Annotated in this window: 25 protein-coding genes and 1 tRNA gene; 20 read left to right on the top strand and 6 right to left on the bottom strand. The window is 62.7% G+C overall.

The window, feature by feature from the left end; all coding sequences use genetic code 11:
• The first annotated feature begins 142 nt into the window (after positions 1–142).
• The 6 genes from thiL to AC0L3B_RS27045 all read left to right on the top strand — a co-directional run bounded on the left by thiL (position 143) and on the right by AC0L3B_RS27045 (position 8,390).
• On the top strand, positions 143–1,141 hold the full coding sequence (gene thiL, locus AC0L3B_RS27070; protein ID WP_473381397.1) for a thiamine-phosphate kinase: 999 nt from the start codon (positions 143–145) through the stop codon (positions 1,139–1,141).
• A 235-nt stretch (positions 1,142–1,376) separates the two neighbouring features.
• Positions 1,377–3,497, top strand: a complete 2,121-nt coding sequence (locus AC0L3B_RS27065; protein ID WP_026233254.1) for a sodium-translocating pyrophosphatase — start codon at positions 1,377–1,379, stop codon at positions 3,495–3,497.
• A 354-nt stretch (positions 3,498–3,851) separates the two neighbouring features.
• Positions 3,852–5,060, top strand: a complete 1,209-nt coding sequence (locus tag AC0L3B_RS27060) for a class I SAM-dependent methyltransferase (protein WP_231190846.1) — start codon at positions 3,852–3,854, stop codon at positions 5,058–5,060.
• Positions 5,057–6,646, top strand: coding sequence for an amino acid adenylation domain-containing protein (locus AC0L3B_RS27055; protein WP_473381396.1), 1,590 nt, complete (start codon positions 5,057–5,059; stop codon positions 6,644–6,646). Before AC0L3B_RS27060 ends, AC0L3B_RS27055 begins: the two co-directional genes overlap by 4 nt.
• A complete protein-coding gene (locus tag AC0L3B_RS27050) occupies positions 6,643–8,121 on the top strand; it encodes a hypothetical protein (RefSeq protein ID WP_026233253.1) in 1,479 nt (492 codons plus the stop codon). Before AC0L3B_RS27055 ends, AC0L3B_RS27050 begins: the two co-directional genes overlap by 4 nt.
• Complete coding sequence (locus AC0L3B_RS27045; RefSeq protein ID WP_007603436.1) at positions 8,118–8,390, top strand: acyl carrier protein; 273 nt, start codon at positions 8,118–8,120, stop codon at positions 8,388–8,390. Before AC0L3B_RS27050 ends, AC0L3B_RS27045 begins: the two co-directional genes overlap by 4 nt.
• A gap of 72 nt (positions 8,391–8,462) precedes the next feature.
• Here AC0L3B_RS27045 and AC0L3B_RS27040 read toward each other — a convergent pair whose 3' ends face one another.
• Entirely contained in the window at positions 8,463–9,464 is a 1,002-nt protein-coding gene (locus tag AC0L3B_RS27040) for a Bug family tripartite tricarboxylate transporter substrate binding protein (protein ID WP_026233252.1), read from the bottom strand.
• An 85-nt stretch (positions 9,465–9,549) separates the two neighbouring features.
• Positions 9,550–10,035 (bottom strand): outer membrane protein assembly factor BamE, encoded by a 486-nt coding sequence (locus AC0L3B_RS27035; protein WP_018456846.1) that lies wholly within the window; start codon positions 10,033–10,035, stop codon positions 9,550–9,552.
• A 98-nt stretch (positions 10,036–10,133) separates the two neighbouring features.
• On the opposite strand from AC0L3B_RS27035, the gene AC0L3B_RS27030 reads away from it, so the two are divergent.
• The 7 genes from AC0L3B_RS27030 to AC0L3B_RS27000 all read left to right on the top strand — a co-directional run bounded on the left by AC0L3B_RS27030 (position 10,134) and on the right by AC0L3B_RS27000 (position 14,850).
• Positions 10,134–10,685 (top strand): ubiquinol-cytochrome C chaperone family protein, encoded by a 552-nt coding sequence (locus tag AC0L3B_RS27030; protein WP_026233251.1) that lies wholly within the window; start codon positions 10,134–10,136, stop codon positions 10,683–10,685.
• Positions 10,682–11,245 (top strand): YceD family protein, encoded by a 564-nt coding sequence (locus AC0L3B_RS27025; protein ID WP_473381395.1) that lies wholly within the window; start codon positions 10,682–10,684, stop codon positions 11,243–11,245. Before AC0L3B_RS27030 ends, AC0L3B_RS27025 begins: the two co-directional genes overlap by 4 nt.
• A gap of 297 nt (positions 11,246–11,542) precedes the next feature.
• Entirely contained in the window at positions 11,543–12,604 is a 1,062-nt protein-coding gene (gene plsX / locus AC0L3B_RS27020) for a phosphate acyltransferase PlsX (protein WP_247338762.1), read from the top strand.
• Positions 12,601–13,581: a beta-ketoacyl-ACP synthase III gene (locus AC0L3B_RS27015; protein ID WP_026233249.1), complete on the top strand. Its 981-nt coding sequence runs from the start codon at positions 12,601–12,603 to the stop codon at positions 13,579–13,581. Before plsX ends, AC0L3B_RS27015 begins: the two co-directional genes overlap by 4 nt.
• A 133-nt stretch (positions 13,582–13,714) precedes the next feature.
• Complete coding sequence (locus tag AC0L3B_RS27010; RefSeq protein ID WP_018456841.1) at positions 13,715–14,056, top strand: integration host factor subunit alpha; 342 nt, start codon at positions 13,715–13,717, stop codon at positions 14,054–14,056.
• A 27-nt stretch (positions 14,057–14,083) separates the two neighbouring features.
• A complete protein-coding gene (locus AC0L3B_RS27005; RefSeq protein WP_007611070.1) occupies positions 14,084–14,662 on the top strand; it encodes a MerR family transcriptional regulator in 579 nt (192 codons plus the stop codon).
• Between the two features lie 110 nt (positions 14,663–14,772).
• Positions 14,773–14,850: transfer RNA gene (locus AC0L3B_RS27000), tRNA-Pro, on the top strand.
• A 61-nt stretch (positions 14,851–14,911) separates the two neighbouring features.
• Here the strand turns inward: AC0L3B_RS27000 and AC0L3B_RS26995 are convergent.
• A complete protein-coding gene (locus tag AC0L3B_RS26995; protein ID WP_018456779.1) occupies positions 14,912–15,340 on the bottom strand; it encodes a hypothetical protein in 429 nt (142 codons plus the stop codon).
• 36 nt (positions 15,341–15,376) lie between these two features.
• Between AC0L3B_RS26995 and AC0L3B_RS26990 the strand changes: the two genes are divergently transcribed.
• The 3 genes from AC0L3B_RS26990 to AC0L3B_RS26980 all read left to right on the top strand — a co-directional run bounded on the left by AC0L3B_RS26990 (position 15,377) and on the right by AC0L3B_RS26980 (position 17,544).
• Positions 15,377–15,850 (top strand): hypothetical protein, encoded by a 474-nt coding sequence (locus AC0L3B_RS26990; RefSeq protein ID WP_473381394.1) that lies wholly within the window; start codon positions 15,377–15,379, stop codon positions 15,848–15,850.
• A gap of 666 nt (positions 15,851–16,516) precedes the next feature.
• Positions 16,517–16,861, top strand: coding sequence for a hypothetical protein (locus AC0L3B_RS26985; RefSeq protein WP_473381393.1), 345 nt, complete (start codon positions 16,517–16,519; stop codon positions 16,859–16,861).
• A 197-nt stretch (positions 16,862–17,058) separates the two neighbouring features.
• Positions 17,059–17,544 carry a hypothetical protein gene (locus AC0L3B_RS26980; RefSeq protein ID WP_473381392.1) on the top strand — a complete coding sequence of 162 codons (486 nt, stop codon included), beginning with the start codon at positions 17,059–17,061 and terminating at the stop codon, positions 17,542–17,544.
• Between the two features lie 284 nt (positions 17,545–17,828).
• Here the strand turns inward: AC0L3B_RS26980 and AC0L3B_RS26975 are convergent, their stop codons facing one another.
• The gene (locus AC0L3B_RS26975) at positions 17,829–18,068 is read right to left on the bottom strand and encodes a hypothetical protein (RefSeq protein ID WP_162496319.1); all 240 of its coding nucleotides are present in this window, start codon (positions 18,066–18,068) and stop codon (positions 17,829–17,831) included.
• Between the two features lie 330 nt (positions 18,069–18,398).
• Between AC0L3B_RS26975 and AC0L3B_RS26970 the strand changes: the two genes are divergently transcribed.
• From AC0L3B_RS26970 to AC0L3B_RS26960, 3 genes are all read left to right on the top strand, one after another.
• A complete protein-coding gene (locus tag AC0L3B_RS26970; RefSeq protein WP_085384798.1) occupies positions 18,399–19,307 on the top strand; it encodes a dihydrodipicolinate synthase family protein in 909 nt (302 codons plus the stop codon).
• A gap of 144 nt (positions 19,308–19,451) precedes the next feature.
• Complete coding sequence (locus AC0L3B_RS26965; protein WP_247384814.1) at positions 19,452–20,423, top strand: SDR family NAD(P)-dependent oxidoreductase; 972 nt, start codon at positions 19,452–19,454, stop codon at positions 20,421–20,423.
• A 275-nt stretch (positions 20,424–20,698) separates the two neighbouring features.
• Entirely contained in the window at positions 20,699–21,817 is a 1,119-nt protein-coding gene (locus AC0L3B_RS26960; protein WP_473381391.1) for an alpha/beta hydrolase family protein, read from the top strand.
• Between the two features lie 10 nt (positions 21,818–21,827).
• Here AC0L3B_RS26960 and AC0L3B_RS26955 read toward each other — a convergent pair whose 3' ends face one another.
• Positions 21,828–22,334, bottom strand: a complete 507-nt coding sequence (locus AC0L3B_RS26955; RefSeq protein WP_007611061.1) for a MarR family winged helix-turn-helix transcriptional regulator — start codon at positions 22,332–22,334, stop codon at positions 21,828–21,830.
• Positions 22,335–22,740: 406 nt separating this feature from the next.
• Here AC0L3B_RS26955 and AC0L3B_RS26950 point away from each other — a divergent pair, with 406 nt between their 5' ends.
• Positions 22,741–24,297, top strand: a complete 1,557-nt coding sequence (locus AC0L3B_RS26950; protein WP_204511371.1) for a porin — start codon at positions 22,741–22,743, stop codon at positions 24,295–24,297.
• Positions 24,298–24,628: 331 nt separating this feature from the next.
• On the opposite strand, the gene AC0L3B_RS26945 is transcribed toward AC0L3B_RS26950, so the two are convergent.
• A complete protein-coding gene (locus AC0L3B_RS26945) occupies positions 24,629–25,108 on the bottom strand; it encodes a GcrA family cell cycle regulator (RefSeq protein ID WP_018455139.1) in 480 nt (159 codons plus the stop codon).
• Positions 25,109–25,140: the final 32 nt, after the last annotated feature.

Here is a 25,140-nt window from a genome sequence, read left to right as displayed (position 1 = left end):
GCTGCCCCATATTCCGCCGTCATCACCCGCGAAGGCGGGTGATCCAGTACGCCGCGGCCTATCGATGTCACACGATCGTCTCTGGAATACTGAATCGCCCGGTCAAGCCCGGCGATGACAGCGAAGTGTGTGGCTGACGCTGATGACAAACCCGCACAATCCCTCCGCCGAAGACTCCCTCATCGCGCGCTATTTCAAGCCGCTGGCGACTGATCCCGGCGCCTTGGGGCTGGTGGACGATGCCGCCATCCTGCAGGCGCTCGGCAGCGACATCGTCGTCACCACCGACGCGGTGGTCGAGGGCGTGCATTATCTTGCCACCGATCCGCCCGATACCATCGCGCGCAAGGCGCTGCGGGTGAACCTGTCCGATCTCGCCGCCAAGGGGGCCGTGCCGGCCGGCTTCGTGCTGACATTGGCGCTGCGCAGCAAGGAAGACGCTTGGCTCAGGCCGTTCGCGGACGCGCTCGGCGAGGATGCGAAAACCTTCGTCTGTCCGCTGCTCGGCGGCGACACGGTGTCGACGCCGGGGCCGCAGATGATCTCGATTACCGCCTTTGGCCGCGTGTCGCAGGGGCGGATGGTCGGCCGCACCGGCGCCCAACCGGGCGACCGTATCCTGGTGACGGGGACGATCGGCGACGCCGCGCTTGGCCTTGACGTGCTCAAGGGCGGCGCGGTCGCGAATGCGCTGGCCTCCGATCCGCACGCGCGCGAGACGCTGATCTCGCGCTATCGCGTGCCGCAGCCGCGCAATGCTCTCGCGCAGTCCGTGCGTGACCATGCGACGGCTGCGATGGATGTCTCCGACGGCCTTGCTGGAGATCTGACCAAGCTCTGTGCGGCATCAGGCGTCTCGGCCACGATCGACGTGACGAGCGTGCCGCTCTCGGCCGCTGCCGCCGGCCTGATCGCAGGCAAGGTCGTTTCCGTCGAGACGCTGCTGGCCGGAGGGGACGATTACGAGGTGCTGTGCACCGCTCCGCCAGCGCAAGCCAACGCGCTGATTGCCTTGGGGCGTGCGGCAGGCCTTGCCGTCACGGCCATCGGCACGATCGTCGCGGGCCATGAGCGGCCGCGCTTCCTGGACGGGCAGGGCCAGGAGCTGGTCTTGAAGCGGCTCTCCTACAGCCACTTCTAGGAATTGCTCCAAACCGGCGTCCCGGCTGCCAAGACAGGCTAAATACCTGCCGAGATCGGCTTTTCGGCCTTATCTGGCGTTGCACCCTCAATTTGATTTTGGCAAGGTCGTGACCGACTAAGGCCGCGCCTTCGGGCAAGGAGCGGCCTTCTTCAAAATCAAGGCGCCGCACCGCACGACGGAAAACAAAAGGCGCCGGGGGTACGTTCATCAAGGATCTGAGGCAAAAAATCACATGACAGCATTATGGTTGATTGTGCTCTGCGGAGTGCTTTCCGTCGTCTACGCGATCTGGGCGACGTCTTCGGTGTTGAGCGCGGATGCGGGGTCTCCGCGCATGCAGGAAATCGCGGCAGCGGTGCGCGAAGGCGCCCAGGCCTACCTGCGGCGTCAATACACCACGATCGGGATGGTCGGCATCGTCATCTTCGTGCTGCTTGCCTATTTCCTGGGACTCTACGTCGCGATCGGTTTTGCCATCGGCGCGATCCTGTCGGGGGCGGCCGGCTTCATCGGCATGAACGTCTCGGTCCGCGCCAATGTGCGCACCGCCCAGGCGGCGACCACGTCGCTCGCGGGTGGTCTCGAGCTCGCCTTCAAGGCGGGCGCCATCACCGGCATGCTGGTGGCGGGTCTCGCGCTGCTTGGCGTGACCCTCTATTTCGGCTTCCTGGTCCATTCGCTGAAGCTTGCGCCTGACAGCCGCGTCGTCATCGACGCCATGGTGGCGCTCGGCTTCGGCGCCTCGCTGATCTCGATCTTCGCTCGTCTCGGCGGCGGCATCTTCACCAAGGGTGCGGACGTCGGCGGCGACCTCGTCGGCAAGGTCGAGGCCGGCATCCCCGAGGACGATCCGCGCAACCCGGCCACCATCGCCGACAACGTGGGCGACAATGTCGGCGACTGCGCCGGCATGGCCGCCGACCTGTTCGAAACCTATGCGGTGACCGCGGTCGCCACCATGGTCCTGGCGGCGATCTTCTTCGCCAAGACGCCGATCCTCGCCGACATGATGACGTTGCCGCTCGCCATCGGCGGCATCTGCATCATCACCTCGATTATCGGCACCTTCTTCGTGAAGCTCGGGCCGAGCCAGTCGATCATGGGCGCGCTTTACAAGGGTCTGATCGCAACCGGCGTCCTCTCGCTGGTCGGCATCGCCGGTGTGATCCATTACCTGATCGGCTTCGGCAAGCTCGCCGGCGTCGACTATACCGGCATGGCGCTGTTCGAGTGCGGCGTGGTCGGCCTTGCCGTCACCGCGCTGATCATCTGGATCACCGAATACTACACCGGCACCGACTATCGTCCGGTGAAGTCGATCGCCCAGGCCTCGGTGACCGGCCACGGCACCAACGTGATCCAGGGCCTCGCCATCTCGATGGAAGCGACCGCGCTGCCCGCGATCGTCATCATCGCCGGCATCCTGGTCACCCACAGCCTCGCCGGCCTGTTCGGCATCGCGATCGCGACCGCCACGATGCTGGCGCTCGCCGGCATGGTCGTCGCGCTCGACGCGTTCGGTCCGGTGACCGACAACGCCGGCGGTATTGCCGAGATGGCGGGCCTGCCGAAGGAGGTTCGCAAGTCGACCGACGCGCTCGATGCAGTCGGCAACACCACCAAGGCGGTGACCAAGGGCTACGCGATCGGCTCCGCCGGTCTCGGCGCCCTGGTGCTGTTCGCGGCCTACAACGAGGATCTCAAGTTCTTCATTGCGGACTCCGCGCACCACGCCTACTTCGCCGGCGTCAAACCGGACTTCTCGCTCAACAATCCCTACGTCGTGGTAGGCCTGTTGTTCGGCGGTCTCTTGCCGTATCTGTTCGGCGCGATGGGCATGACCGCCGTGGGCCGCGCGGCGAGCGCGATCGTCGAGGAGGTCCGCCGACAATTCCGCGAGAAGCCGGGCATTATGCAAGGCACCGACAAGCCGGATTACGGCAAGGCGGTCGACCTTCTGACCAAAGCGGCGATCAAGGAAATGATCATCCCCTCGCTGCTTCCGGTGCTGTCACCGATCTTCGTCTACTTCGTGATCTATGCGATCGCGGGGGGCGGGGCGGCCGGCAAGTCGGCGGCGTTCTCGGCGGTGGGCGCGATGCTGCTCGGCGTGATCGTGACGGGCCTGTTCGTCGCGATCTCGATGACCTCGGGCGGGGGCGCCTGGGACAACGCCAAGAAGTACATCGAAGACGGTCATTTCGGCGGCAAGGGCAGTGACGCCCACAAGGCGGCCGTGACCGGCGACACCGTCGGCGATCCCTACAAGGACACGGCCGGCCCGGCGGTGAACCCGATGATCAAGATCACCAACATCGTGGCGTTGCTGCTGCTGGCAGTCCTGGCGCACTGAGGTAGACGTTGCTGAACGAAGACCCCGCGGCGCAGGCCTGCGGGGTCTTTCTTTGCGTGTGTGCTGCCGGAGGCCGGCGCATCATCTGAACATGAAACCCGCCCGGCGGGACGCGGAACGCAACAATCCGGTCATCAGAGCGATCCATCGATGCCGAGGGCGTAAGCCGCCCGAAAATGTGCACCCTACGCGTGCGCACATTTAGGGTTGCTTAACCGGCCGAGTTCTAGAAATACGAGAGACTGTCAGCGGCATCTTAGGGAGCTCCGCAGCACGCGTGTGGTGCTCCGCGCGCGGCGCGCTCTCGACATGCTCAGGGGTTCGCTGCCTGCCGTCCGCGAGAGGGAGGTTCCGTTGCCTGCACGGCCTGTGAACGAGATTGAGCGGGCATTGATGGCGCATCCGGGCGTGGCGGATGCTTTCCTCAGCGCCGAGCCTGGCCACGGCGGTCAGTCCGAGGTCGCTTTCGTCGCAATTGACCCCGATCATCTGAGCGCCGGCAAGGCGAAGCATCTCCAGGCCGAGTCGGATCGCAGAGTTGCGCAATGGCGTCGCGCTTTCGATCAAGCATATCGCCATGACGCCGACGGTGTTGTGCCGTCATTCGTCGGTTGGACCAGCAACTTCACCAACAGGCCCATTCCCGAACCCGATATGGTCGATTGGCTCGATCATACGATCCTGCAAATTCGTGCTCTTGGCGCAAGGCGGTTGTTGGAGATCGGGTGCGGCGTCGGCTTGCTCGTCGAAAAGCTCGCGCCCGGCTGTGACGTATATTGCGGGACCGACCTCTCGCCGGTGGCCGTTCAGCGGCTGCGTGCGTTCGCGCAGTCGAAGCCCGAGCTTCGGCATGTCGAGTTTCTAGAGCGGGAAGCCGCCGATTTGAGCGGCTTGCCGCTGAATTCGTTCGATGCAGTGGTGCTAAATTCGGTCGTGCAATACTTTCCCGGCATCGAATACCTGCACGTAGTCTTGGAGCAAGCCGCAGGCCTAGTGGCTCCTGGGGGGCACATCTTCGTCGGCGACGTTCGTAACCTCGAGCTCCTGCCGGTCTTCCATCGCGAAGCTCAATCCGCGAAAGTTTCGGGAGCCACGGATGCCGCGCTCGCGCGAAAGATCTTCCTGTCGATCGCCCAGGAGCGCGAGTTGGTGATCGCCCCCCGCTACTTTCAGGGCATTTCCGGATCCATCCGGCGGATATCGGGTGCGGAAATCCTGCTCAAGCGCGGATCAAGCTACGAACTGACCCGCTATCGCTATGACGTGGTGCTGCGTGTCGATGGCGAAGCTGCTTCAGCTGGCAGCGAGAACAGCAGCCTCGTGCCGGACATGAAGCAAGGGGCAAGTGAGGGCAGGCCGCTGGCGACCGATCCGATGGCCGCCGCGTTCCTTCAGCATCTCGGCATGGAGCTCGGGGACGTGTTGCAGGCCCAGTTTCCGGACGCGAAATTGCCCGCGGCCGTGATCGCGCTCAACCAGCGAGATTTTGCCGAGATCGTGCAGGCCTCGTCGAACGCGCCGGGCAATCCCGGCGACAATGAATTGATCGAGGCGTCGGTATGACCGCCCATAATCTGGCGCTGCGTTTCGAAGAGACCGTTGCGTCCTCGCCGGACGCCGTCGCCCTGTTGTGCGAAGGCGACAGCTTTGCCTTTTCGGAGCTCAACCGGTTGGCAAACCGGTTGGCGCGCTGGTTGACATCGCGTGGCGTCAACAAGGGCGCCGTCGTGTGCCTTGAATTGCCGAAAATCGCCGAGGCCTATGCGCTCGCGATCGCCTGCATCAAGATCGGAGCACCCTATGCCTTCCTCGATCCTGCGGCCCCCGAGGAACGTGCCCGGCTGATGCTGGAGCGATGCCGGCCCGCGCTGATCGTCAGCGTGCGCGAGGGAGCTGGGCCGCGGACATTGATCGGCGATGCAATTGCCCGGGCTGCCTTGCATCATGCCCTGTCGCAGCTTGAAGACGACAATCTGCCGCTGACATCCCTGATCACCGGGGCCGATCCGGCCTATGTCATGTTCACCTCGGGATCGACGGGCGAACCGAAGGGCGTGGTCATCCCCCATCAAGGGGTGCTTCACCTGATCGCCTGGGCGAAGAGCGATCTTGGAATTGGACCCGGTGACCGGCTGACGAATGTCAACCCGATCTATTTCGACAATTCGGTCTTCGACATCTATGCCGGCTTCCTGAACGGAGCGGCGGTTGTCGCGCTGGACGCGCAGAAGGGGCGGCCCCCCGCAGAGCTGGTGTCGGAGATCACCAAGCATCAGTGCACGTTCTTCTTCGCCGTGCCGACCCTCTTCATGTTCCTGGACTCCATGCACCTTCTGAGCCCGGATTGGCTGCCGAGCGTCAGCCGATTCATGTTCGGCGGTGAGGGGTTTCCGCTGGCCCGGCTTCGTCGGTTCCACGACGCGTTTGCCGGCAAGGCGAAGCTGATCAATTGCTACGGCCCGACCGAGACGAGCTGCATTTGCAGCGGTTTCGAGATCGTCGAATCCGTTTTTGAGTCCAAGGACGGGTTGGCCCCGCTGGGGCGACTCAATCCCAATTTCAGCTACCGGATCCTGGACGAAGAGATGAAGCCGGCGCTTGCGGGCACTGCCGGCGAGTTGTGGCTGGGAGGCCCTGGGGTAGGGCTCGGCTACATCAACAACCCGCAAGAGACCGCCCGCCGTTTCTGTCAGGACCCTCTGATCGACGGCTATCGGTCGATCCTCTATCGGAGCGGCGACCTCGTGGAGGCCGACCTTGAAACCGGCGTCCTGCGTTTCCGCGGTCGCGCGGATAATCAGGTCAAGCTTCGGGGGTATCGGGTCGAGCTGGAGGAGATCGACCACGCGCTGATGGCGTGCAGGGGAATAACCCGTGCGCTCGCCGTGGTGCAGCACGACGCCAGTGGCGCCAGTCGGCTGCTGGCCGCGTATTCGGGTGCAAGAATGGCGGAAAGCGATCTGCGCCAGCACTGCACTGCGCACCTTCCCGCCTACATGGTGCCGGGCCGGTTCATCTGGATGGAAGACATTCCCGTCAATGCCAATGGCAAGGCGGACCGGCGCTCGGTAGCGTCACTGCTCGGCGAAGCTGTTGCAAGGGCCTCGCAGATGCAACAGCTCGTAGTGATCGCGCGCGTTGTCCGATGAGTGTTGAAAGCCAGCCCTACGGCTACGCGCCATCGGGTCCTCTTGCGAAGCCGTCGTGGCGGTTGATCCCCAAGATCGATCGGGACCCGAGGCTCGTGGCGGGGGTCCAGGACATCGGTGGCCGCGTGCTGCTCTGCTGCGCGGTCGGACTGCTCGCGGTTTTGTTTCGGCAGATAGGTATCGATTTTTCAGCGGCGGGACTCGCGCTGGTGTGCGCCTATGCCGGCCGGTACCGGCGCGTCCTGATCTTGCTCGCAACCTTGTTGCTGCTCTATCGCAGCGGCTTCCTGATCGACCGTGGTTTTCTCGAACGGCTGACGATCGACGAAGGCGTCGGCGACCGGATCCATCAGCCGCTGCTGGAAGCGGTCATGCTGGTCGTCGTGTTTGCGCTGTTCGCGGGCCTGCTGATCATGCAGGGGCCAGGGACGGTGGTCTTCCGCCGCCCGACGCTCAGCCTGTTGCTGGCGTTCCTGGCACTCGTCGCGCTGACGCAGGCCACGATGATGGCCGGCCTGCCGCGTGTTCTGCTGTGGTCGTTTCTGATGACGTTCCAGCCCTATTTGTGGTTTCTTGCCTATGGTTTGGCCGATGCGGGCAGGAAGCGATCTCCGGTGTGGCGGCACCTGAGCGTTTTCCACCCCTTCTGGGGATCGTCGCTGACGCCGTTCGGGAAGGGGCTGTCTTATCTCGACCGCTTCGAGGCCAAGACACCCGAGGAGCTTGCAGTGACGCAGCTCAAGGGCGTCAAGCTTGCGGTCTGGATCCTTGTGCTCGCCATCGTCAGAGTCTGTCTCGTCGAGATCGTCCACGGACGTTTGCAGCTTCCAATGTTCGACGACAACCTGCTGCAATATCTCGCGCGCCATCCCTGGCCGCGTTTCGTCGGATGGGCGAGCCTCGTCAGCTTCTTCGTCGAGGACTTGCTGAGCATGACCGTGTTCGGCGGCGTCATCATCGCCACGGCGCGACTTGCCGGCTTTCGCCTGCTGCGCAACACCTACCGGCCTCTGGAGTCAACGACGCTCGCGGAATTCTGGAATCGCTACTATTTCTATTACAAAGAACTGCTCGTCGACCATTTCTTCTACCCCACCTTTGTTCGCTGCCTCCGCGGCCATCGCCGGCTTCGCATGTTCTTCGCCACCTTTGCCGCGGCCTGTGTCGGCAACCTGCTGTTTCACTTCATCCGCGATATTCATTTCGTCGGCGAAATGGGCCTTTGGCGGGCGGTGGTCGGTCAGCAATCGCACGCGTTCTACACGTTTGTCTTGGCCATCAGTGTCGGGCTCTCGCAGATGCGCCGCGCCCCGCAACTGGCGCCGCGAGGATGGCTGCGTGGCCGCTTGCTGCCTTGCCTGTGGGTGTCGAGCTTCTTTTGTCTCATTCACGTCTTCGATGCGCCGCTCGACCGCGAGCATTCGCTCGGGCAACGCGCCGAATTCCTGTTCTATCTCCTGGGAGTCTCGACATGACCACGAAAGCCGGCCCTGAAGTCAGATCGCAGATGCGACGCTACATCGTGCAGCGGCTGCTGATGAAGGGCGACAGCGCGCCGCTTGGTGACGATGATCTGCTGTTCACCAGCGGCCGCCTCGATTCGCTCGACGCGGTCGAGCTGATCATGAGCATTGAGACCGACCACGGGATCAACTTCTCCGACATCGGCTTCGATTTGACGCGCCTGGACTCGATTTCGGCGATTGCCGCTTTGGTGGGACAGCCGTCGGCCGAGCTTGCATAGCAACCGAGGGTCGCCACGCACTCAACGCGAAAGCGCGGCCCGGCGCTGCATGTTGGTCCGCGGATGCGAAGGCTACTGCACGTCCATCTGCAGCCCTTCCTTCTGGATGATGCCGGCGAACTTCTTCGTCTCGGCGTCCACGAAGGCGGCAAACTGGTCGGGCGTGCCGTAGTCGGCGCGGGCGCCCATGGCCAGGATGTTCTTCTTGATGTCGTCGCGCTCGAGCATCGCCTTCACTTGAAGGTTGAGCGCTTCGAGAACGGCAGGCTGCACACCCTTCGGCAGGAACACGGAGAACCACGACGAGACGTCGAAAGCCGCAAGCTCCGGCGCGCTCTCGCGCATGGTCGGCAGGTTCGGCGCGAGGTCGCTGCGCTCGGTCGTGGTGACGCAGAGGCCGGTGAGGGTGCCGTTCTGTACCTGCGGCAGGCTCGGATAGAGGTTGTCGAACAGGATCTGGATGTCGCCGGCGAGCGCCGCCTGGAGCGCGGGACCGGCGCCGCGGAACGGGATGTGTGTCATCTTCAGCCCGGTGAGCTGCAGGAACCAGGCGCCGGTGAGGTGAGGGCTCTGGCCGACGCCGGAGGAGGCGTAGCTGAGCTTGTCCGGATTGGCCTTGAGATAGGCGACCAGCTCGGCGATCGACTTGATGCCGGTCTTGGGATGCGCCGAGACGATGTTCGGGATCCGGATCATGTTGGAGACCGGCTGGAGCTGGTCCGGCTTGTAGGTGAGGTTCTTGAAAATGCTGTAGGCGATCGCGTTCGGGCCGGGATTGCCGATCAGGATGGTGTGGCCGTCCGGCTTGGCGCGGACCACCTCGGCCGTGCCGATCGTACCGCCGCCGCCGGACCGGTTTTCCACCACGGCCGATTGGCCCCAGGCGGCCTGCAGATGCGCCGCCAGAAGCCGACCCATCACGTCGGTCGAACCGCCGGCGGCAGCCGGCACGACGAGGCGGACGTTTTCGGTCGGCTTCCAGTCCGCCAAGCTCGATCGCGGCAGGATCGCTGCGGCCGAGATAGCGGCAGCGCCAGTGAGCACGCGACGGCGGGACAGCAATTGATTGGGCACGAATCCACTCCCTGCATCTTATTTTGCAGGAGCGTATGGAAGCGTATGCGCAACGGCAAGCCGCACGAAGCCGCAGGCTGAAGGCTCAGTTAAAGCTGAGCAGCTTGAAGATCGGCGTGAGGTAGCTCATCTCCTGGCCCGAGGTCGGCGTCGTCCGGCTGATGAAATCGAAGATCTTGCCGTCCTGGAGACCGTAATTCGCAAGCCGGCGCACACGCCGGTTCTTGTCGAAATAGACCGCGATGACGCGCTGGTCGACCACCCTCTGGTTCATGAAGGCGACAATGCGCTCGGAGCGCTGGGAGATGTAATAGAACACCTCGCCGTCGAGGGTTGCGACGGTGGAGGGGGTGCCCATCACGATCAGCACCTGGTCCTGGCTCGCACCGATCGGGATCTGCTCCAGTGCGCCGGGCGGCAGGATGTAACCCTTCTGGAACTGCTCGCCGGTGCAGCCCGCAAGCGCGGCGCCAACCAGGGCCGCGGCCGCGAACAGGCGCAAGCCGCGCCAACGTGCATGAAGGCCGCGCGGCTTGTCTGCACGCAGGCTGGTCTGGTTCGTTATCGTCATAGCGGAACTGATTCCGTCCCCTTGCGTCGCGCGAGGCGCTGAAGTACCGGGCGGAGGCTCTGAATGCAACACGCGCGCGCCCGCTTGCGGAAACCACAATGCTTTGGCCGTTCAATCACTTCAGGAAACCCCGCCTAGCCTCGCCGGGCACCATTGAAGCCATCTATGGCATGATCGTGACGCAGGCGCGAGAACCCATGTTTTACCGCGACTTGGGCGTGCCGGATACCGTTAACGGGCGTTTCGATCTGTTGCTGCTGCACCTCTGGCTGCTGCTGCGCCGCCTGCGCACGGTCCAGAGCGCCACCGAGCTGTCGCAGGCGCTGTTCGACCGTTTCTGCGAGGACATGGACGACAATCTGCGCGAGATGGGGATAGGCGACCAGACCGTGCCGAAGCGGATGCGGGCCTTCGGCGAGGCGTTTTATGGCCGGGTCCAGGCCTACGATCAGGCCATGGAAGGCGGCGGCGAGGCGCTGGCATCCGCGATCTGCAAGAATATCTTGAACGGGGCCGGCATGGACCAGGCGCAGCAGCTCGCGGCCTATGCCAGGGCGGCCGAGGCCAACCTCGCCCAGACCGGCGAGGCCGCACTGCTGGGTGCGTCCTTCAAGTTTCCTCCAGCGCTTCCTGAGGATGTCACGCCATGACCCGACCGATACCAGCATCCGGGCCCGATCCCTGGCAGGTGCCCGTCATCGTTGCACAGATCCCGGATACCGGCCTGCATCGCAAGCTCGAGGCCTCGGCCGCCGAGCGACAGGCTATGGCTGAGACGGCAGGCTTGCGCGAGGTTGTCTCGGTCCAGGCCGATTTCGATGTCGTGCCGAAAAGCGGCAACCGGATCCAGGTCACGGGGCACGTTCGCGCCCGGATCGGCCAGACCTGTGTGGTCACGCTTGATCCGATGGAGAGCGACATCGACGAGGATGTGGACCTGATATTCGCCCCCGAGGCCGAGGTCCGCCGCTTGGCCGACCTGATGGAGGAGGGGCACGACGATCAGGAGCAGGTCGCCGACCCGCTGGAGGCGATCGTCAATGGCATCATCGACCTTGGGAGACTTGCCACCGATGCCCTGTTCCTGGCGGTCGATCCCTATCCGCGCAAGCCGGGGGTCGTGTTTGAGCCCGAGGTTATCGCCCGGGATCCGGAGGACCACCCCTTTGCGGTCCTGAAGGCACTTCAGGACGGGAAGAAAGACAAATAGGTGCCAGCTTCTCCAGAGGACCGCTTCGGGACGGGGCGAGATGTTTGCGGCGGTGGTTTGAAAAGCTCGATTATCCGTTTGATTTTGATGTACTTCTTGTGAATTAGTCCGTCCGCAGCCCGATGCTCCCGAATGCAAAAGGCTGGGGGCAAGAGGTTGTTTCGGGATAACAAAACGCTATTGTCGCGCCCCGGTCCGGGTGCGGCGTGGCGCTTGACCGACCGCCATGTTCGTGGCGAACCCATTTGCGGCCCCGCTCGTTCAAGACCGCACCAGACCCAGGTTTCCAGGACTTTTATGCCAAGCAAGGTTCGCATCGCGCTTGACGCCATGGGGGGCGACGCCGGCGCCGCGGTGGTCATCCCAGGCGCCGCCATCTCGCTCCAAAGGCATCGCGAGATCGAATTCCTGCTGATCGGGGACCGCGCCAAGATCGAACCCGAGCTCGACCGCCACCCCACGCTGAAGGCGGCCTCGAAGATCATCCACACCGATGTCGCGGTCAGCGGCGAGGAAAAGCCGAGCCAGGCGCTGCGGCGCGGCCGCAGGACCTCGTCCATGTGGCTTGCCATCGATGCGGTGAAAAAGGGCGAGGCGGATGTTGCGGTCTCCGCCGGGAATACCGGGGCGCTGATGGCGATGTCGCGCTTCCACCTGCGCACGCTGCCGGGCATCGACCGTCCGGCCATTGCCGGCATGTGGCCGACCAGGCGCGGCGATTCCGTCGTCCTCGACCTCGGCGCCAGCATCGGCGGCGATACGCATCATCTGGTGTCGCTCGCCATCATGGGCGCGGCGATGGCCAGCGTGTTGTTCAACAAAAAGCGTCCCACGGTCGGCCTGCTCAATATCGGGGTCGAGGAGATCAAGGGGCATGAGGAGATTCGCGAGGCCGGCGAAATCCTGCGCGCCAGGAACCTGCCCGAGCTCGACTATCTCGGGTTCGTGGAGGGCGACGGCATCGGCAAGGGGGTGGCGGATGTCATCGTCACCGAGGGCTACAGCGGCAACATCGCGCTGAAGGCCGCGGAGGGAACCGCGCGGCAGATGGCGGAATTGCTCCGGGACGAGATGAAGCGGGGCTGGCTGTCAAAGCTCGGCTATCTCTTTGCGCGCAACGCCTTCCAGGCCCTGCGCAACAAGATGGATCCGAACAAATCCAACGGCGGCGTGTTGCTGGGGTTGAACGGGATCGTGGTCAAGAGCCATGGCGGAATCGCTGCCGAAGGCTTTGCCTATGCGATCGATGTTGGCTATGAGATGGTCAAATTCGATCTCCTCAACAAGATCAATCAGATGCTCAATCGCGAAGGTGGTGCACTCAGTTCCGTGCAGGCCGCGCAGGAGGCTGTTTCGTGACTCAAATTCGTTCGGTCGTGCTGGGCTGCGGCTCTTATTTGCCGGAGCAGGTGGTGACCAACGCCCAATTGGCGGCGCGCATTGACACGTCCGACGAGTGGATCGTGCAACGCACCGGCATTCGCGAGCGGCATATCGCGGCCGAGGGCGAGTTCACCTCGCATCTGGCGCTGAAGGCGGCGCAGGCTGCGCTCGCGGACGCTGGCGTGGACGCGCAGTCGATCGACCTGATCGTGCTCGCGACCTCGACGCCTGACAACACCTTCCCCGCAAGCGCGGTCGCCGTGCAGCACGGGCTCGGCATCAACCATGGCGCGGCCTTCGACCTTCAGGCGGTGTGCTCGGGCTTCGTGTTCGGGCTCGCCACCGCCGATAATTTCCTGCGCACCGGCGCCTTCAAGCGCGCGCTGGTGATCGGCGCGGAAACCTTCTCGCGCATCCTCGACTGGACCGATCGCGGCACCTGCGTGCTGTTCGGCGACGGTGCCGGCGCGGTGGTGCTGGAGGCGCAGGAGCAGCCGGGCAATGCCGCGACCGACCGCGGGATCGTGACCACGCATCTGCGCTCCGACGGCCGTCACAAGGCGAAGCTGTTCGTCGACGGCGGCCCGTCCTCGACCCAGACTGTCGGCCATCTGCGCATGGAGGGCCGCGAGGTCTTCAAGCACGCGGTCGGCATGATCACCGACGTGATCGTCGACGCCTTCAAGGCGACCGGGCTCAATGCCGACAGCATCGACTGGTTCGTGCCGCACCAGGCCAACAAGCGAATCATCGATGCGTCCGCGCACAAGCTCCATATCGCGCCGGAGAAGGTGGTGCTGACGGTGGACCTTCACGGCAACACCTCGGCGGCCTCGATCCCGCTGGCGCTGTCGGTGGCGCGCAAGGACGGCCGCATCAAGCGCGGCGACCTGGTTCTGCTCGAAGCCATGGGCGGCGGCTTCACCTGGGGCTCCGCGCTGGTGCGCTGGTAAGCCACACTCGGTAAAATTTTGCCCGAATCAGCGCGGATTATCGATGCGCCTGCATTGATGAGCGCTGTTGACCGCTGTATCGTAAGCTCATAATTTCAGACAACAATTGTTCGCCGTGATGTGGGGCAGGGCGATGACCGATCAAAGTAAAACCGTAACGCGTGTCGATCTGTGCGAAGCCGTCTACCAGAAGGTGGGGCTGTCGCGCACGGAATCGTCTGCCTTCGTGGAACTCGTGCTGAAGGAGATCACCGATTGCCTTGAGAAGGGCGAGACGGTGAAGCTGTCCTCGTTCGGCTCCTTCATGGTCCGCAAGAAGGGTCAGCGCATCGGTCGCAACCCGAAGACCGGCACCGAGGTGCCGATCTCGCCGCGCCGGGTCATGGTGTTCAAGCCGTCGGCGATCCTGAAGCAGCGGATCAACGCCCAGCACCGCACCAATGGCGACGCCAGCAAGGCGCAACCCGAGGCGTAATCCGCCCTCTGGATAAGGATTTGGCATTTGGACAAGGCGCCGGATGCGTTCCGAACCATCAGCGAAGTAGCGCAGGAACTCGACATTCCGCAGCACGTGCTGCGGTTCTGGGAGACCCGATTCTCCCAGATCAAGCCGATGAAGCGCAGCGGCGGCCGCCGCTATTACCGCCCCGACGACGTCGACCTGCTCAAGGGCATCCGCCGTCTGCTCTACGGGGAGGGCTACACCATCCGCGGGGTGCAGCGGATCCTGAAAGAGCACGGCGTCAAATCGGTGCAGGGCCTCGCCGACAGCGCGGCCGCGGTCTCGTTCGGCGCCATCGAGGACGCCGTCGGCGCCAGCCTGATGGAGCCCGAGGAGGAGACCGGCGTCCGCGGCGCCCGCGACAGCGACGATGACGACTACCAGGGCGAGGAGGAGGAGGGCATCGACTTCCGCTTCTCCGAGACCGATGACGAGGAAATCCTCACCACCTTCCGCAAGGGCGGCACCCCCGCCGCGCCCGCAGGCCCCAGCGCCATCGACCGGGAGCGCCTCGGACGGGTGCTCGCCGAGCTCATCGCCTGCCGCGAAATGCTGGATCAGGCATTGAAGGACGCCTGACGCCGGACTCCGTCGGCTTTGGGCCAGTTCCGAGGCCTTTCGGCGGAGACAGCAAAATGGTGTCACCTCGCCTTGCGCAAAGCGGCGATCCTAGCTAATGGAACGACGTTCGGAGCGTGGCGCAGCCCGGTTAGCGCACTAGTCTGGGAGACTAGGGGTCGGAGGTTCAAATCCTCTCGCTCCGACCAAAACTTAGCCGGATTTCAGGGCGTCCGGATTTTCTCAAGGGTAACGGATAGGGTAACGGGCTTATGTCGCCGGGATGTGAATAGCCCGGATAACCAACGACAGCTTGCCCGCGTGTACGTGGGGCGTACCACCATCGCGCGTTGATTCGCCCGGAGCCAGGCACATGGGCACCTCGGATCGTAGATCGCTGACCTTTGAACAAGCGAGGGTTTGGCACCTCTCCCGGCGCAGCTCGACCGCAAGGAACTTAGTCGAGAACTTCGGGCGAAGCTTTGGGCCTGCATTCATGCAAGGCTTGATCGAGCCTACACCGACATTCTCCATTATCGTGGAAACTGGTCCAGAATTCTGAAGGATCTGCATGTCGACCACCACCACGTTCGCATCGACAAATTCAATCCGAACGGGATCGTCACCAAGATCGGTGACTTGTTCGAAAAAGCCGAATGCCACAAGGTGTACGGTTGGCTTTAGGCTGTTCTTCGGCACCCAAATTGTCCGCCTGATCTCGGTCCAGCAGTTCAGTTGGTATTAGAGAACTGCCGCGCGGCTTACCGCATTGAAGACGGTGTGTTCTGGCCGACTGCCTCAACAGAGGAAGCCGACGCGCTTATCCAGGCGAACGCAGCATTATCTGCTTCGCAATTCGGTGGCGCAAAAACTCACTTAAAAAATGCTGCTTTGAAACTCACCGAAGGAGATTACCCAGCAAGCGTTCGTGAAAGTATCAGCGCAGCGGAGTCAGTTGCGCGCGTGCTCGAACCTACTGGCGATCTTTCGAAGGCATTGTCGGGATTAGTACAGAGGATTGCTCTCCATCCGGCGCTTAAAAAGGCGTTCCTATCACTCTATGGATATACGAGCGATGAGAAGGGCATCCGACATGCGCTCTTAAGTGAGGCTGAAGCGGACGTTGATGAAGCTGACGCGATCTTCTTTATCGGAGCATGCGCATCGTTCCTCACCTATCTGATTTCCAAGTCGCACACCAGGCGGTAGGGCAATCGGAGTAATCGACGACGTCCGTAAGTGGCTAAACGACGTACCGCTATGGAAGGAACTCGGGACGATACCTGATCGGACGAAGGCGCTTGAGGAAAAGGTTGCCGCATTGGAGGCGGCCCTAAACGGCAAACGGCCAGGCGACGTATGCCCTTCTGCGGTGCGCAAGGCGGTTCCGATGGCGACGATTTACGCAACTCTGGAAGCCCTCGAAAAGAAGGGGTTCGAATCCATGAAAAAGTGCTGCAATTAGCGTAACGCAGCGTAACGGAGCACTAGTCAGCAGAACTAAGGCGCTGCAATCCAGCGCGCGAGGGCGCTGCGATTCGGTGCGAACGAGCGCGCGGATTAATGGACGGCTTCGAGGGCTTCGAGCGGATTGAAGAACGGCTTCGGTTGGCCGCAATACAATTCTTGCCTGCGCTTGAACTTAGCAGCAACAATGAAGACACATTAGTACGGGCTTTGATCTGGGGATCATGCTGTCGGGAATGAGGGTATCAGATGGTCACGTATCGTCTATCGAAACCCCGAATTGTAAAGCAACCATCGGTAGGAACTGGCGACGACGAAGTTTCACTGCCCGTGTGTTGGGCTTGCGCCCTTAGCTCCTGGCTTGAAGCCACTCGCGGGGTCAGTTGGTCATATAGCTCAATCATCCAAATGTTTCAGATGTACTGCAATGGAAATGCGCTCGATCTTGCGTACTTTGGTGAGATTGCAAACAGCCTCTCGATCAACATGGATTACGAGGAAATCGACAGAGCCGACCTCACGTTCGACTATGTATACGAAAAGATGTTTCCTCTGGCGGGGACGTCCGGGAACCATCTCTACATAGTAATGGAAGGGAAAAACCCAGCTCATGTAGTCGTCGCTTATGGGATTCAGCGGGACAACACCGACTACATCGCGATTATGGATCCGCTTCGGGGTGTGCTCGCTGCTCCTACCCTTTCTACCTTCAGAAACAAGGCCACTGGCTTCTTGATAGGCTGGCCCAGGTGATAACGATTGTGAAGCCTACGTCGGGCGGCGCAGCGATTTCTTTCTATTTGTTGCGTTGTAGCCCCGCCCTTACCATTTACCACCGTCGCCGTACCCCGGGCAGTTGGGCGCGGTCTCTCTTGTGCTCTATTTTCTCTCTCTTTTTCCTGTCTACACATTAGTGTCCTGTCCATTTCAATTCACTTCCAAGTTGACTCATGTCGTTGGTTCACTGGTTCACCTATAGGGATAACCAAAGTGAAATCAAAACGATTGGAGCCTTCAACGAAGTCGCGCTGGAGCTTGAACGGATCGCTGCTGTGTTGCGGAATAGCCAAGCCATTGCGGACCAATCTCGGAAGCAAATAGCTGAGATGGGAAAGAGCGCTTCACCTTGGCAAAGGATCAAAGAAGACGGGTATCGAGGATTTGCCGATTCAGATTTGATCAATGCCTTCGAGAAGATATGTGTTGCGTCGCAGGCCATAGGTCTTCTGATCTTAAGGGAGGGAGAGCTAGAAGGCTTTTGCAGGAGCTTTTCCCGCAGAAACAAGGCCGAATGGTTAGCGTCAGTCTTACAGCTGGACCTTGAACAAGACGAAAGACTGGTCGAGGCTCGAATCTTTGCGACTAGCATGCTGAGCGTCGTCGCTCGAGTAATTGATGGGCTCCCTCGACTCAAACCTGGATCAGCCACTCTGTAGTTTGATGCCGGGGCGCGGGCGGCGGGCGTGCCGGTCGAGCTGCATCTGCTCCGTGACCAGCCGCACAATTACGCGCTGATGCCGACGCCGGAGGGGCGAGGCGCGCGTGCGATCATTCTGCGGGCGGTGGCTTAAGGGGAAGGTGTGATCGTTGTCACAAAGCGCGCCGCCGCAATGGGGGCTGGCGCTGTCGATGCCCGCACGGAAAGACCAGTCGGCCTCCGGGGCGTTTCCTCGTTTTTAGTCTTGGTCCGTCGTCTTGGTATCAGTAGTTTTGCGGGCCCTTAGGCGTGGCCCTTGACCTCGTAGCGACCCGGAACGCATTTGTAGCGATCGAGCCGCCAGTTGGCGTGGTAGATCGGATGCTCGCCCATCCATTTCGCCAATGGAGCCTGTGCGCCGATCGCACACTGCATCATCGACATCTCGGGCGTCATGTTGCTGTCGGTCACGATTTCCTCGATGCAACTGCCTGAGCTGGCTGCACTCAGCCGGCAGAGCACGGCAACGACGGTCACGAACATTCCAGTCACCTCATCGGTAGTTTCTGACCACGAAGAGGATGCAAGCGGAGTGCCAGAGCCTGTGACGCAAACAACACGCTGGCCTGGCCGACTCGACCCAGCGTCCGGACTCCATTTAACGATTCGGATTGTAAAAAAATTGCCCCTAAACCGAAGCCGGGCAAATACGGGGAACCGGGTCAATAATAACCGCAGGGATGTCGAATGCTGGGAGCAGCGCCGCGCCGGTGGCGCTTCACAGGCCGCTTGTAACCGCTAGTCTTTCAGACCGCGGCCACCCGCCAAAAGATCGGGACCGCCACAAGGGATATGGAAACGCGAGGGCAGACCATGAAGACACGACCGACCGGCGTAATCCCGCCGATGACGACGCCGTTCCGGAAGGATGGCGAAATCGACTACACCCTCGTAGCAGCCCAGGTCGACTGGATGATCGGCGCCGGCGCACACGGCGTCGCGGCCGGCGGCTCGACCGGCGAGGGGCATACGCTCGATCACGAGGAATATCGCGACCTGATGGAGGCGACGGTAGCCGCGGTGAAGGGGCGCATTCCCGTCATCGCCGGCATCATCGTCGACTCCACCCGCGATGCGATCCGCCGCGGCAAGCTGGTGCGCGACATGAATGTCGCAGCGCTCCAGGTCACGCCGGTGCATTATCTGTTCAAGCCAGACGACGAGGCGATGGTGGCGCATTTCCGCGCCATGGCGGACGAGACCGGCATGCCCATCATCATCTACAACGTGGTGCCGTGGTCCTATCTTTCCCCGGCGCTGCTGACGCGGATCATGACCGAGGTGCCGCTGGTGGTCGGCGTCAAGCAGAGTGCGGGCGATCTGAAACTGTTCGCGGACCTCATGATGATGGCGCCGGAGAAGCTGATCTACAGCGCGGTCGATGCCCTGATGTATCCGTCCTACACATTGGGGGCCCATGGCTCGATCGCCGCGATCCTGACCGCCGCGCCGCATGCCTCCGTCGCGCTGTGGGATGCGGTGAAGGCGGGTGACCATCCGCGCGCGCTCGATCTGCACAAGAAGCTGTTGACGCTGTGGAACGCTGTCATCGCCGACAATCTCCCGGCCTGCACGCGCTATGCGCAGACGCTGCAGGGCTTGCCCAGGACTTACCCGCGCGCGCCGATGCCGGAGCCCTCAAGCGCGCAGCAGGCGGCGATCCGCAAGGCGCTGGACGGCCTCGGCGCGTTGAACGGGCGGCGCGTCGAGGCGGCCGAATAGTCCGCGCCCCGAAATCCCTGATGAACATAGCAGCGCCGATCCGCTTTTACCTGCGGATGCGGCGCTGCTACATTTTGTGCGCGCTTCGATGCACGCGGCGTAGCCATGAAGAAACATACCGACAGGGGAGGGGCCGAAAGTCCCATGAAGGATTTTGCAGGAAAGATCGCCGTCATCACCGGCGGCGGCACGGGAATGGGACGCGAGCTCGCGCGGCAGCTCGTCGCCGAGGGCTGCAATGTCGCGATGTGCGACGTCTCGGAAGCCGCGATGGCCGAGACCAAGCGGCTGTGCGAGCTCGAGAAGCTGCCGCAGGGCCTGCGCGTCACCACCCATGTCGCCGACGTCTCGATCGAGGATCATCTCAAGCGATTCCGCGACGAGCTCGCCGAGCAGCAGAAGACCGACCGGATCCACCTCCTGTTCAACAACGCCGGCATCGGCGGCGGCGGCAGCCTGTTCACCAACACGCGCGAGCAGTGGGAGCGCACCTTCAACATCTGCTGGGGCGGCGTCTATCTCGGCGTCCGCACCTTCCTGCCGATGCTGGTCGCGGCCGACGAGGCCCACATCGTCAACACCGCGAGCGTCAACGGCTTCTGGGCGTCCATCGGCATGAACCAGTCGCACACCGCCTACAGCGCGGCGAAGTTCGCCGTGAAGGGATTTACCGAAGCGCTCATCAACGACCTTCGCCTGCACGCGCCGCATGTCAAATGCTCGGTGGTGATGCCCGGCCATATCGGCACCTCGATCGTCTCCAATTCGCGCAAGGTGCAGAGCGCCGACGGCTCGGAGCGGCTCAACGGCGACGAGGTCGCGCTGACCCGCAAGCGCATGGTCGCGGCCGGCGTGCCGGATGCCGACAAGATGTCGGACGAGGACATCCAGGCGGCGTTCGCCGAGCGCGCCCGCAGCTTCCTCGAGGATGCGCCGACGACGGCGGCTCAGGCCGCCAGGATCATCCTCGACGGGGTCAAGGCGGAGCAATGGCGCATTCTCGTGGGTGAGGATGCAAAGCGCCTTGACGAGCGCGTTCGTGCTACGCCGGAGCAGGCCTACGACCGCGCCTTCTACGAAAGTTTCACGCAGGAGGTCGGCTGGCGGCTCGGCTGACGCAGGCGACGAGCGCGCGCCGATATAGGTATGATGCGCATCATGGCAAGAGGCGCGCAGGCAATTTCACGTGCCACCTCTTGCCAGTTCGCTGCCGGCGTTTCTTGGCCGTGTCGGCCACTCCTGACGCATTGGAATGTCACGCATGCGACACATCCCTGCGTTCAAGCGATGGTGATCTCGAACGGCTCTCATTGGGCGCGCCGCAGCTTGGTCAGGGAACCAAAATAGTTTATTCAGTCACGTGTAAGGCGATGACCAGAGCGTAGCTCCCGATGATACCCGCATGCCTCTCCGACGACTGGATCCTTTGCCCGGAGCGAGAGGACATCTCCGCTGAGTTCACGCGGCTCCTCACCGCGGCCCAGGACGGCGGCGCCACGATCGCCGAATGCCTGATGATCGCGCGGCAGCTGAAGCGGGGCGACGACCAGTCCTGGCATCGCGAGTGGAAGAAGCTGGCGCAGGCCAATCGCCATCGTGCCGAGGCCGCGTTCGCGGAAGGTCACAGGGCGACCGCGCAGCGCAATTGGCTCCGCGCCATGAATTACTACAGCGCGGCCGCAATGCCGCTCGATCAGGCGGACGAGCGCCGCTGGGTCGCGGTCCTCGCGATGCAGGATTGCGCCCGCCGCTTCCTCGCCGCGCGCGACCCTGCCGGGGAAGTCGTGACGATACCCTGGCTCGACGGACATTCGTTGCAGGGCTATTTCCTGCCCGCGCACGCGCCGTTGGAGCGCGTGCGAGCCCCGACCGTGATCTGCATCGGCGAGCCCGGCCATCGCAAGGAAGAGTTTCTGTTCAAGCTCGCGCCGCACGCCCGCGAGCGCGGCTTTTCGCTGCTGGCGCTGGACCTGTTCGGCGACCAGCGCGACGATTATCTCGACGCGCTGTTGCGGCGCCGGGATCTCGAGAGTGCGATTCCGTGCGTCATGGACTATCTGGAGACGTGCAGCGAGGTCGACTTCGAGCGCGTCGCGATCGTCGCCGATGGCTGGGGCTCTTCCTTCGTGGCGCGCGCGGTGCTGCAGGAGCCGCGGCTTGCCGCCGCCGTCTGCGATGGCGGCCTGTGGGACCTGCACGAGCGGGCCTTCTTTGCCAGCCGATTCGCGATGAGCGACGTCAGCATCGTTCCGGTGCCGCATGCTCCGCTGATGGCCTCCAGCGCCGACTGTCCGGTGCTGATCACGCTCGGCGAGGACGGCTGGCTCAAGGCCGATCGGGCGCGTCAGATCGTCCAGACGTCGCGGCTCGGCAGTTCGGATGTGATGTTGAAGGTGTTCACCGCGGCCGAAACCGGCGCGGCGCAGGCCCATGCGGACAATCCGAGCCTTGCCAATGAATACATCTTCGATTGGCTGGAATCGCGGCTCGGCGCCGCGGGGCGCATCTGAGAACGTCGCCTCAGAAGTCGAGGGTCAGGCGGACGCAGGCTTTTTCGAGACGGGTCTTCAACATCGCGAGCTTGGTGGTGAATTCCGTCAGCTCTTTCTCGTCGAACTCCTGGAAGACGAATTCCTTGATCGTCTTGTACTGCTCGTTGAGGCTCGCCAGGTGCTTTTGCGTCTTCTCGGTCAGGGACAGTCGGACCACCCTTGCGTCGGTCGGCGAGGGGCGGCGGCGCAACAGGCCCTTCTTCTCGAGCAGCTTGGACTGGGTGGTGACGAACGACGGATCGACGTGGAGCAGTTTCGAGACGACGTTGACCGGAATGCCGTCGTCCTTGTCGAGGTCGGAGATCGCCATCAGGATCAGCCATTGCGGGCCGCTGATGCCGAGCGTTCTCGCCCAGAACTGACGCAGCTCCTCCAGATACATGTTGATCGACGATATCTCCCAGGTGAAGCGCCTGATGATATCCAGATTGCCGATGGTGCGGAGGCGCGCCCCTTCTTTCCTCGTCGCTGACACAGCGTCACTCCCGTGATCTGATTTGTATGCGGCCGGTGTCGTGCAAGCCATAGTCCACGCAAGCCTGCTCTGACGCAAGTGCAGAGCAGGGTAATTTTGTCAGTAAAACTACAAAGATGATCAGCTCACGGAATCGGTTCGCAATGGTGTTGCGAACGGGGCACAGGTTTAGCAAAACCAACAAAGCTGACTAAATAAGGTATTTTGATTACCGAAAGGCGCAGGCATATTGCTTCGTGGCGGTGGGGGGTACTCGATCGTCCCGTTGCAGGTGGTTTGCTCACGTCCCTCGCGTCGAGAGAGGGTGTGTCCGAAGCGCAAAGCGGCCGAGCGGATTTCAAAGACGGGGATCTTGGGGGGCCTCACGGTCCGGTCTTCGTAAAATGAGCAACTTGGAGGTTTTAATATGAAAGTGGTGAAGAGCCTTTTGCTCGGCACTGCGGCGGGTCTGATCGCCGTCGGTGGAGCTCAGGCGGCTGATCTTCCGGTCAAGGCCAAGGCGGTCGAGTATGTGAAGGTCTGCTCGCTCTACGGCGCGGGTTTCTATTACATCCCGGGCAGCGACACCTGCATCAAGCTGGGCGGCTATCTGCGTGCCGAAGTGGCGCTCAATGCCGGCGGCAATTACAGCGCCCAGTACAACAACGTCTTCGCGGCCAACAACCGCCTGACCAACTATTACTCGATGCGCGCTCGTGAAGATCTCAACATCGACACCCGCACCGCAACCGAGTACGGCGTGGTCCGCACCTATTTCGATGCGGTCTTCACCTGGACGACCGGCAACTATGTCGGCGCCGGTTCGGGAACGGGTGCGACCCAGTACAGCGGTACGCTCGGCCTCAACGCCGCAGGCACGAGCCTGATCGGCTCCAGCGGCGGCGCCGTCAACGGCACCGACGGCACGATCTCGGGCGGCGCGCTCGGCGTCTACTACGCCTTCATCCAGTTCGCCGGCTTCACCATGGGTAAGGCCGTGTCGCAGTTCGACGCGCCCTGGATCAACTATCCCGGCAACAACTTCGACCAGCTCGTCGGCGGCAGCGGCACCACCAACGGTGTTGCCCAGTTCACCTACACTGCCGATCTCGGCCAGGGCGTGACGGCGATCGTCTCGGCCCAGGACCAGACGCAGGTGTTCCAGACCGCGCTCTGGAATACGGCCGGCATGTCCACCGCCGGCGTCCTCGGCGGTGCCTACGGCTCCAACGATCTCGGCGGCACCCGCTCCCCCGATCTCGTCGGCACGCTCCGTGTCGACCAGGCCTGGGGCCTGTTCCAGGCCTCGGTCGCTGCGCACGACAACCACGTCGGCTATTACGGCGCGAGCGAAGTAACCGGTCATCCTGAAGACAAGTGGGGCTGGGCCGTCCAGCTGGCGCTGTCGATCAAGAACATCCCGACCGGTGCAGGCGACGTGATCAACATCTCGGGCGTCTACACCGACGGCGCGAGCCGCTACAACTTCCAGGAGCTGGCAGCGACCAGCTACTCGATGTTCGGCGGTTCGGGCGGCGCGTATCAGAGCATCGGCTTCGCCGGCGTGTCTGACGCGGTGTTCGCACCCGGCAGCGGCCTCGAGCTGACCAAGACCTACGGCTTCCGTGGTGCCTACACTCACAACTGGAGCCCGTACTGGAATTCGGCGCTTTATGGTGCGTGGGCTGCCGTCAACTACAGCGGCACCGCCAAGGGCATGATCTGCGGCAGCGCCGCGTTCGCGACCCTGACCGGCACCTGCAACCCGGACTTCAACATCGGCCAGATCGGTGTCATCACCCGCTGGACCCCGATCAAGAACCTGACCTTCTCGGCTGACTTCACCTACAGCCATCTTGACCAGAAGTACTCGGGCGTGATCACCACGCCGGCGCTCACCAGCGTTGCCAAGCCCGCGGCGACCTATGAGCTAAAGGACCAGGACACCTACAGCCTGTTGGTTCGCGCCCAGCGCAACTGGTAAGCCTTGGTCCTCGGACTTGGGTCTTCACACCTGGGTCTTCGGATAGAACGCAGCCCCGGCGGGACACCGCCGGGGCTTTTTTATGAGATGAGCTTTTTTTACGAAGATGGCCTTCGGAAAATCCGGCGCGTGCGGGCGGCGAAGACGTGCCATGCGAATCGATGGGCCCAAATTTATTTACTTACCTGAGCTACTAAGCTATATTACTTCCAGCCGATGACGAAAGTTGCGGCTCTGACTTGATGCTAAACCTCCAGAAACCTCCGGCAATGCCCTGCCGGAGGTTTTTCGTTTTGGGCATGGCTCCAGGACTCGCCTCCAGGACTTGGCTCTAGCCGCGCATGACGCGCGCGCGGGAATTCGGCCGGTAGGCGAGGCGGCTGTGGCCGGCGCAATAGGACTGGCCGTCGGGTGCGGAGTTGCCGCAGAAGCAGAAATCGTCGGCGCCAGGTGTCGAGATCGGCCAGCGGCAGCGGTTCTCGGCAAGCTCGAGTAGCGAGCAGCGATTGGCGTCGTCGATCGGACCGGTGACCATCGGCGCGCCGGTCTCGCCGTAGATCGTGGCGAGCATCTCATATTGCAGCCGCGGCACGGTCCGCGGCGCGCGCGCCGGCGCCAGGCCCCTGTCGTGAACCTTGCGATCGTCGATGGTTCGGCCGCGCGTGAGATTGAGGCGAGACAGCTTGCCGATCACGGCGTTGCGGCTGACGCCAATGTCGGCGGCGATCTCGCGGCAGGAGAGCCCGGCCTCGAAATGCTGCCTCAGAAGTTCGATGCGTTCGTCGGTCCAGGTGGGTGAGAGAACAGGCATGTGTAACGGTCCCAGGTTGCAGATGTCGGCCA

The sequence above is a fragment of the Bradyrhizobium sp. Kon56 genome (genome assembly GCF_055807635.1).
The sequence above is the reverse complement of the archived record's forward strand: the minus strand, read 5'-3'. Positions and strand labels throughout refer to the sequence as shown.

Excerpts from the sequence above, each read along its gene's own strand:
- thiL (WP_473381397.1), top strand. The coding sequence starts at position 143 with ATGACAAACCCGCACAATCCCTCCGCCGAAGACTCCCTCATCGCGCGC.
- AC0L3B_RS27065 (WP_026233254.1), top strand. The coding sequence starts at position 1,377 with ATGACAGCATTATGGTTGATTGTGCTCTGCGGAGTGCTTTCCGTCGTC.
- AC0L3B_RS27055 (WP_473381396.1), top strand. The coding sequence starts at position 5,057 with ATGACCGCCCATAATCTGGCGCTGCGTTTCGAAGAGACCGTTGCGTCC.
- AC0L3B_RS27050 (WP_026233253.1), top strand. The coding sequence starts at position 6,643 with ATGAGTGTTGAAAGCCAGCCCTACGGCTACGCGCCATCGGGTCCTCTT.
- AC0L3B_RS27045 (WP_007603436.1), top strand. The coding sequence starts at position 8,118 with ATGACCACGAAAGCCGGCCCTGAAGTCAGATCGCAGATGCGACGCTAC.
- AC0L3B_RS27035 (WP_018456846.1), bottom strand. The coding sequence starts at position 10,035 with ATGACGATAACGAACCAGACCAGCCTGCGTGCAGACAAGCCGCGCGGC.
- AC0L3B_RS27030 (WP_026233251.1), top strand. The coding sequence starts at position 10,134 with ATGCTTTGGCCGTTCAATCACTTCAGGAAACCCCGCCTAGCCTCGCCG.
- AC0L3B_RS27025 (WP_473381395.1), top strand. The coding sequence starts at position 10,682 with ATGACCCGACCGATACCAGCATCCGGGCCCGATCCCTGGCAGGTGCCC.
- plsX (WP_247338762.1), top strand. The coding sequence starts at position 11,543 with ATGCCAAGCAAGGTTCGCATCGCGCTTGACGCCATGGGGGGCGACGCC.
- AC0L3B_RS27010 (WP_018456841.1), top strand. The coding sequence starts at position 13,715 with ATGACCGATCAAAGTAAAACCGTAACGCGTGTCGATCTGTGCGAAGCC.
- AC0L3B_RS26985 (WP_473381393.1), top strand. The coding sequence starts at position 16,517 with ATGTTTCAGATGTACTGCAATGGAAATGCGCTCGATCTTGCGTACTTT.
- AC0L3B_RS26980 (WP_473381392.1), top strand. The coding sequence starts at position 17,059 with ATGTCGTTGGTTCACTGGTTCACCTATAGGGATAACCAAAGTGAAATC.
- AC0L3B_RS26975 (WP_162496319.1), bottom strand. The coding sequence starts at position 18,068 with ATGTTCGTGACCGTCGTTGCCGTGCTCTGCCGGCTGAGTGCAGCCAGC.
- AC0L3B_RS26970 (WP_085384798.1), top strand. The coding sequence starts at position 18,399 with ATGAAGACACGACCGACCGGCGTAATCCCGCCGATGACGACGCCGTTC.
- AC0L3B_RS26965 (WP_247384814.1), top strand. The coding sequence starts at position 19,452 with ATGAAGGATTTTGCAGGAAAGATCGCCGTCATCACCGGCGGCGGCACG.
- AC0L3B_RS26960 (WP_473381391.1), top strand. The coding sequence starts at position 20,699 with ATGATACCCGCATGCCTCTCCGACGACTGGATCCTTTGCCCGGAGCGA.
- AC0L3B_RS26950 (WP_204511371.1), top strand. The coding sequence starts at position 22,741 with ATGAAAGTGGTGAAGAGCCTTTTGCTCGGCACTGCGGCGGGTCTGATC.
- AC0L3B_RS26945 (WP_018455139.1), bottom strand. The coding sequence starts at position 25,108 with ATGCCTGTTCTCTCACCCACCTGGACCGACGAACGCATCGAACTTCTG.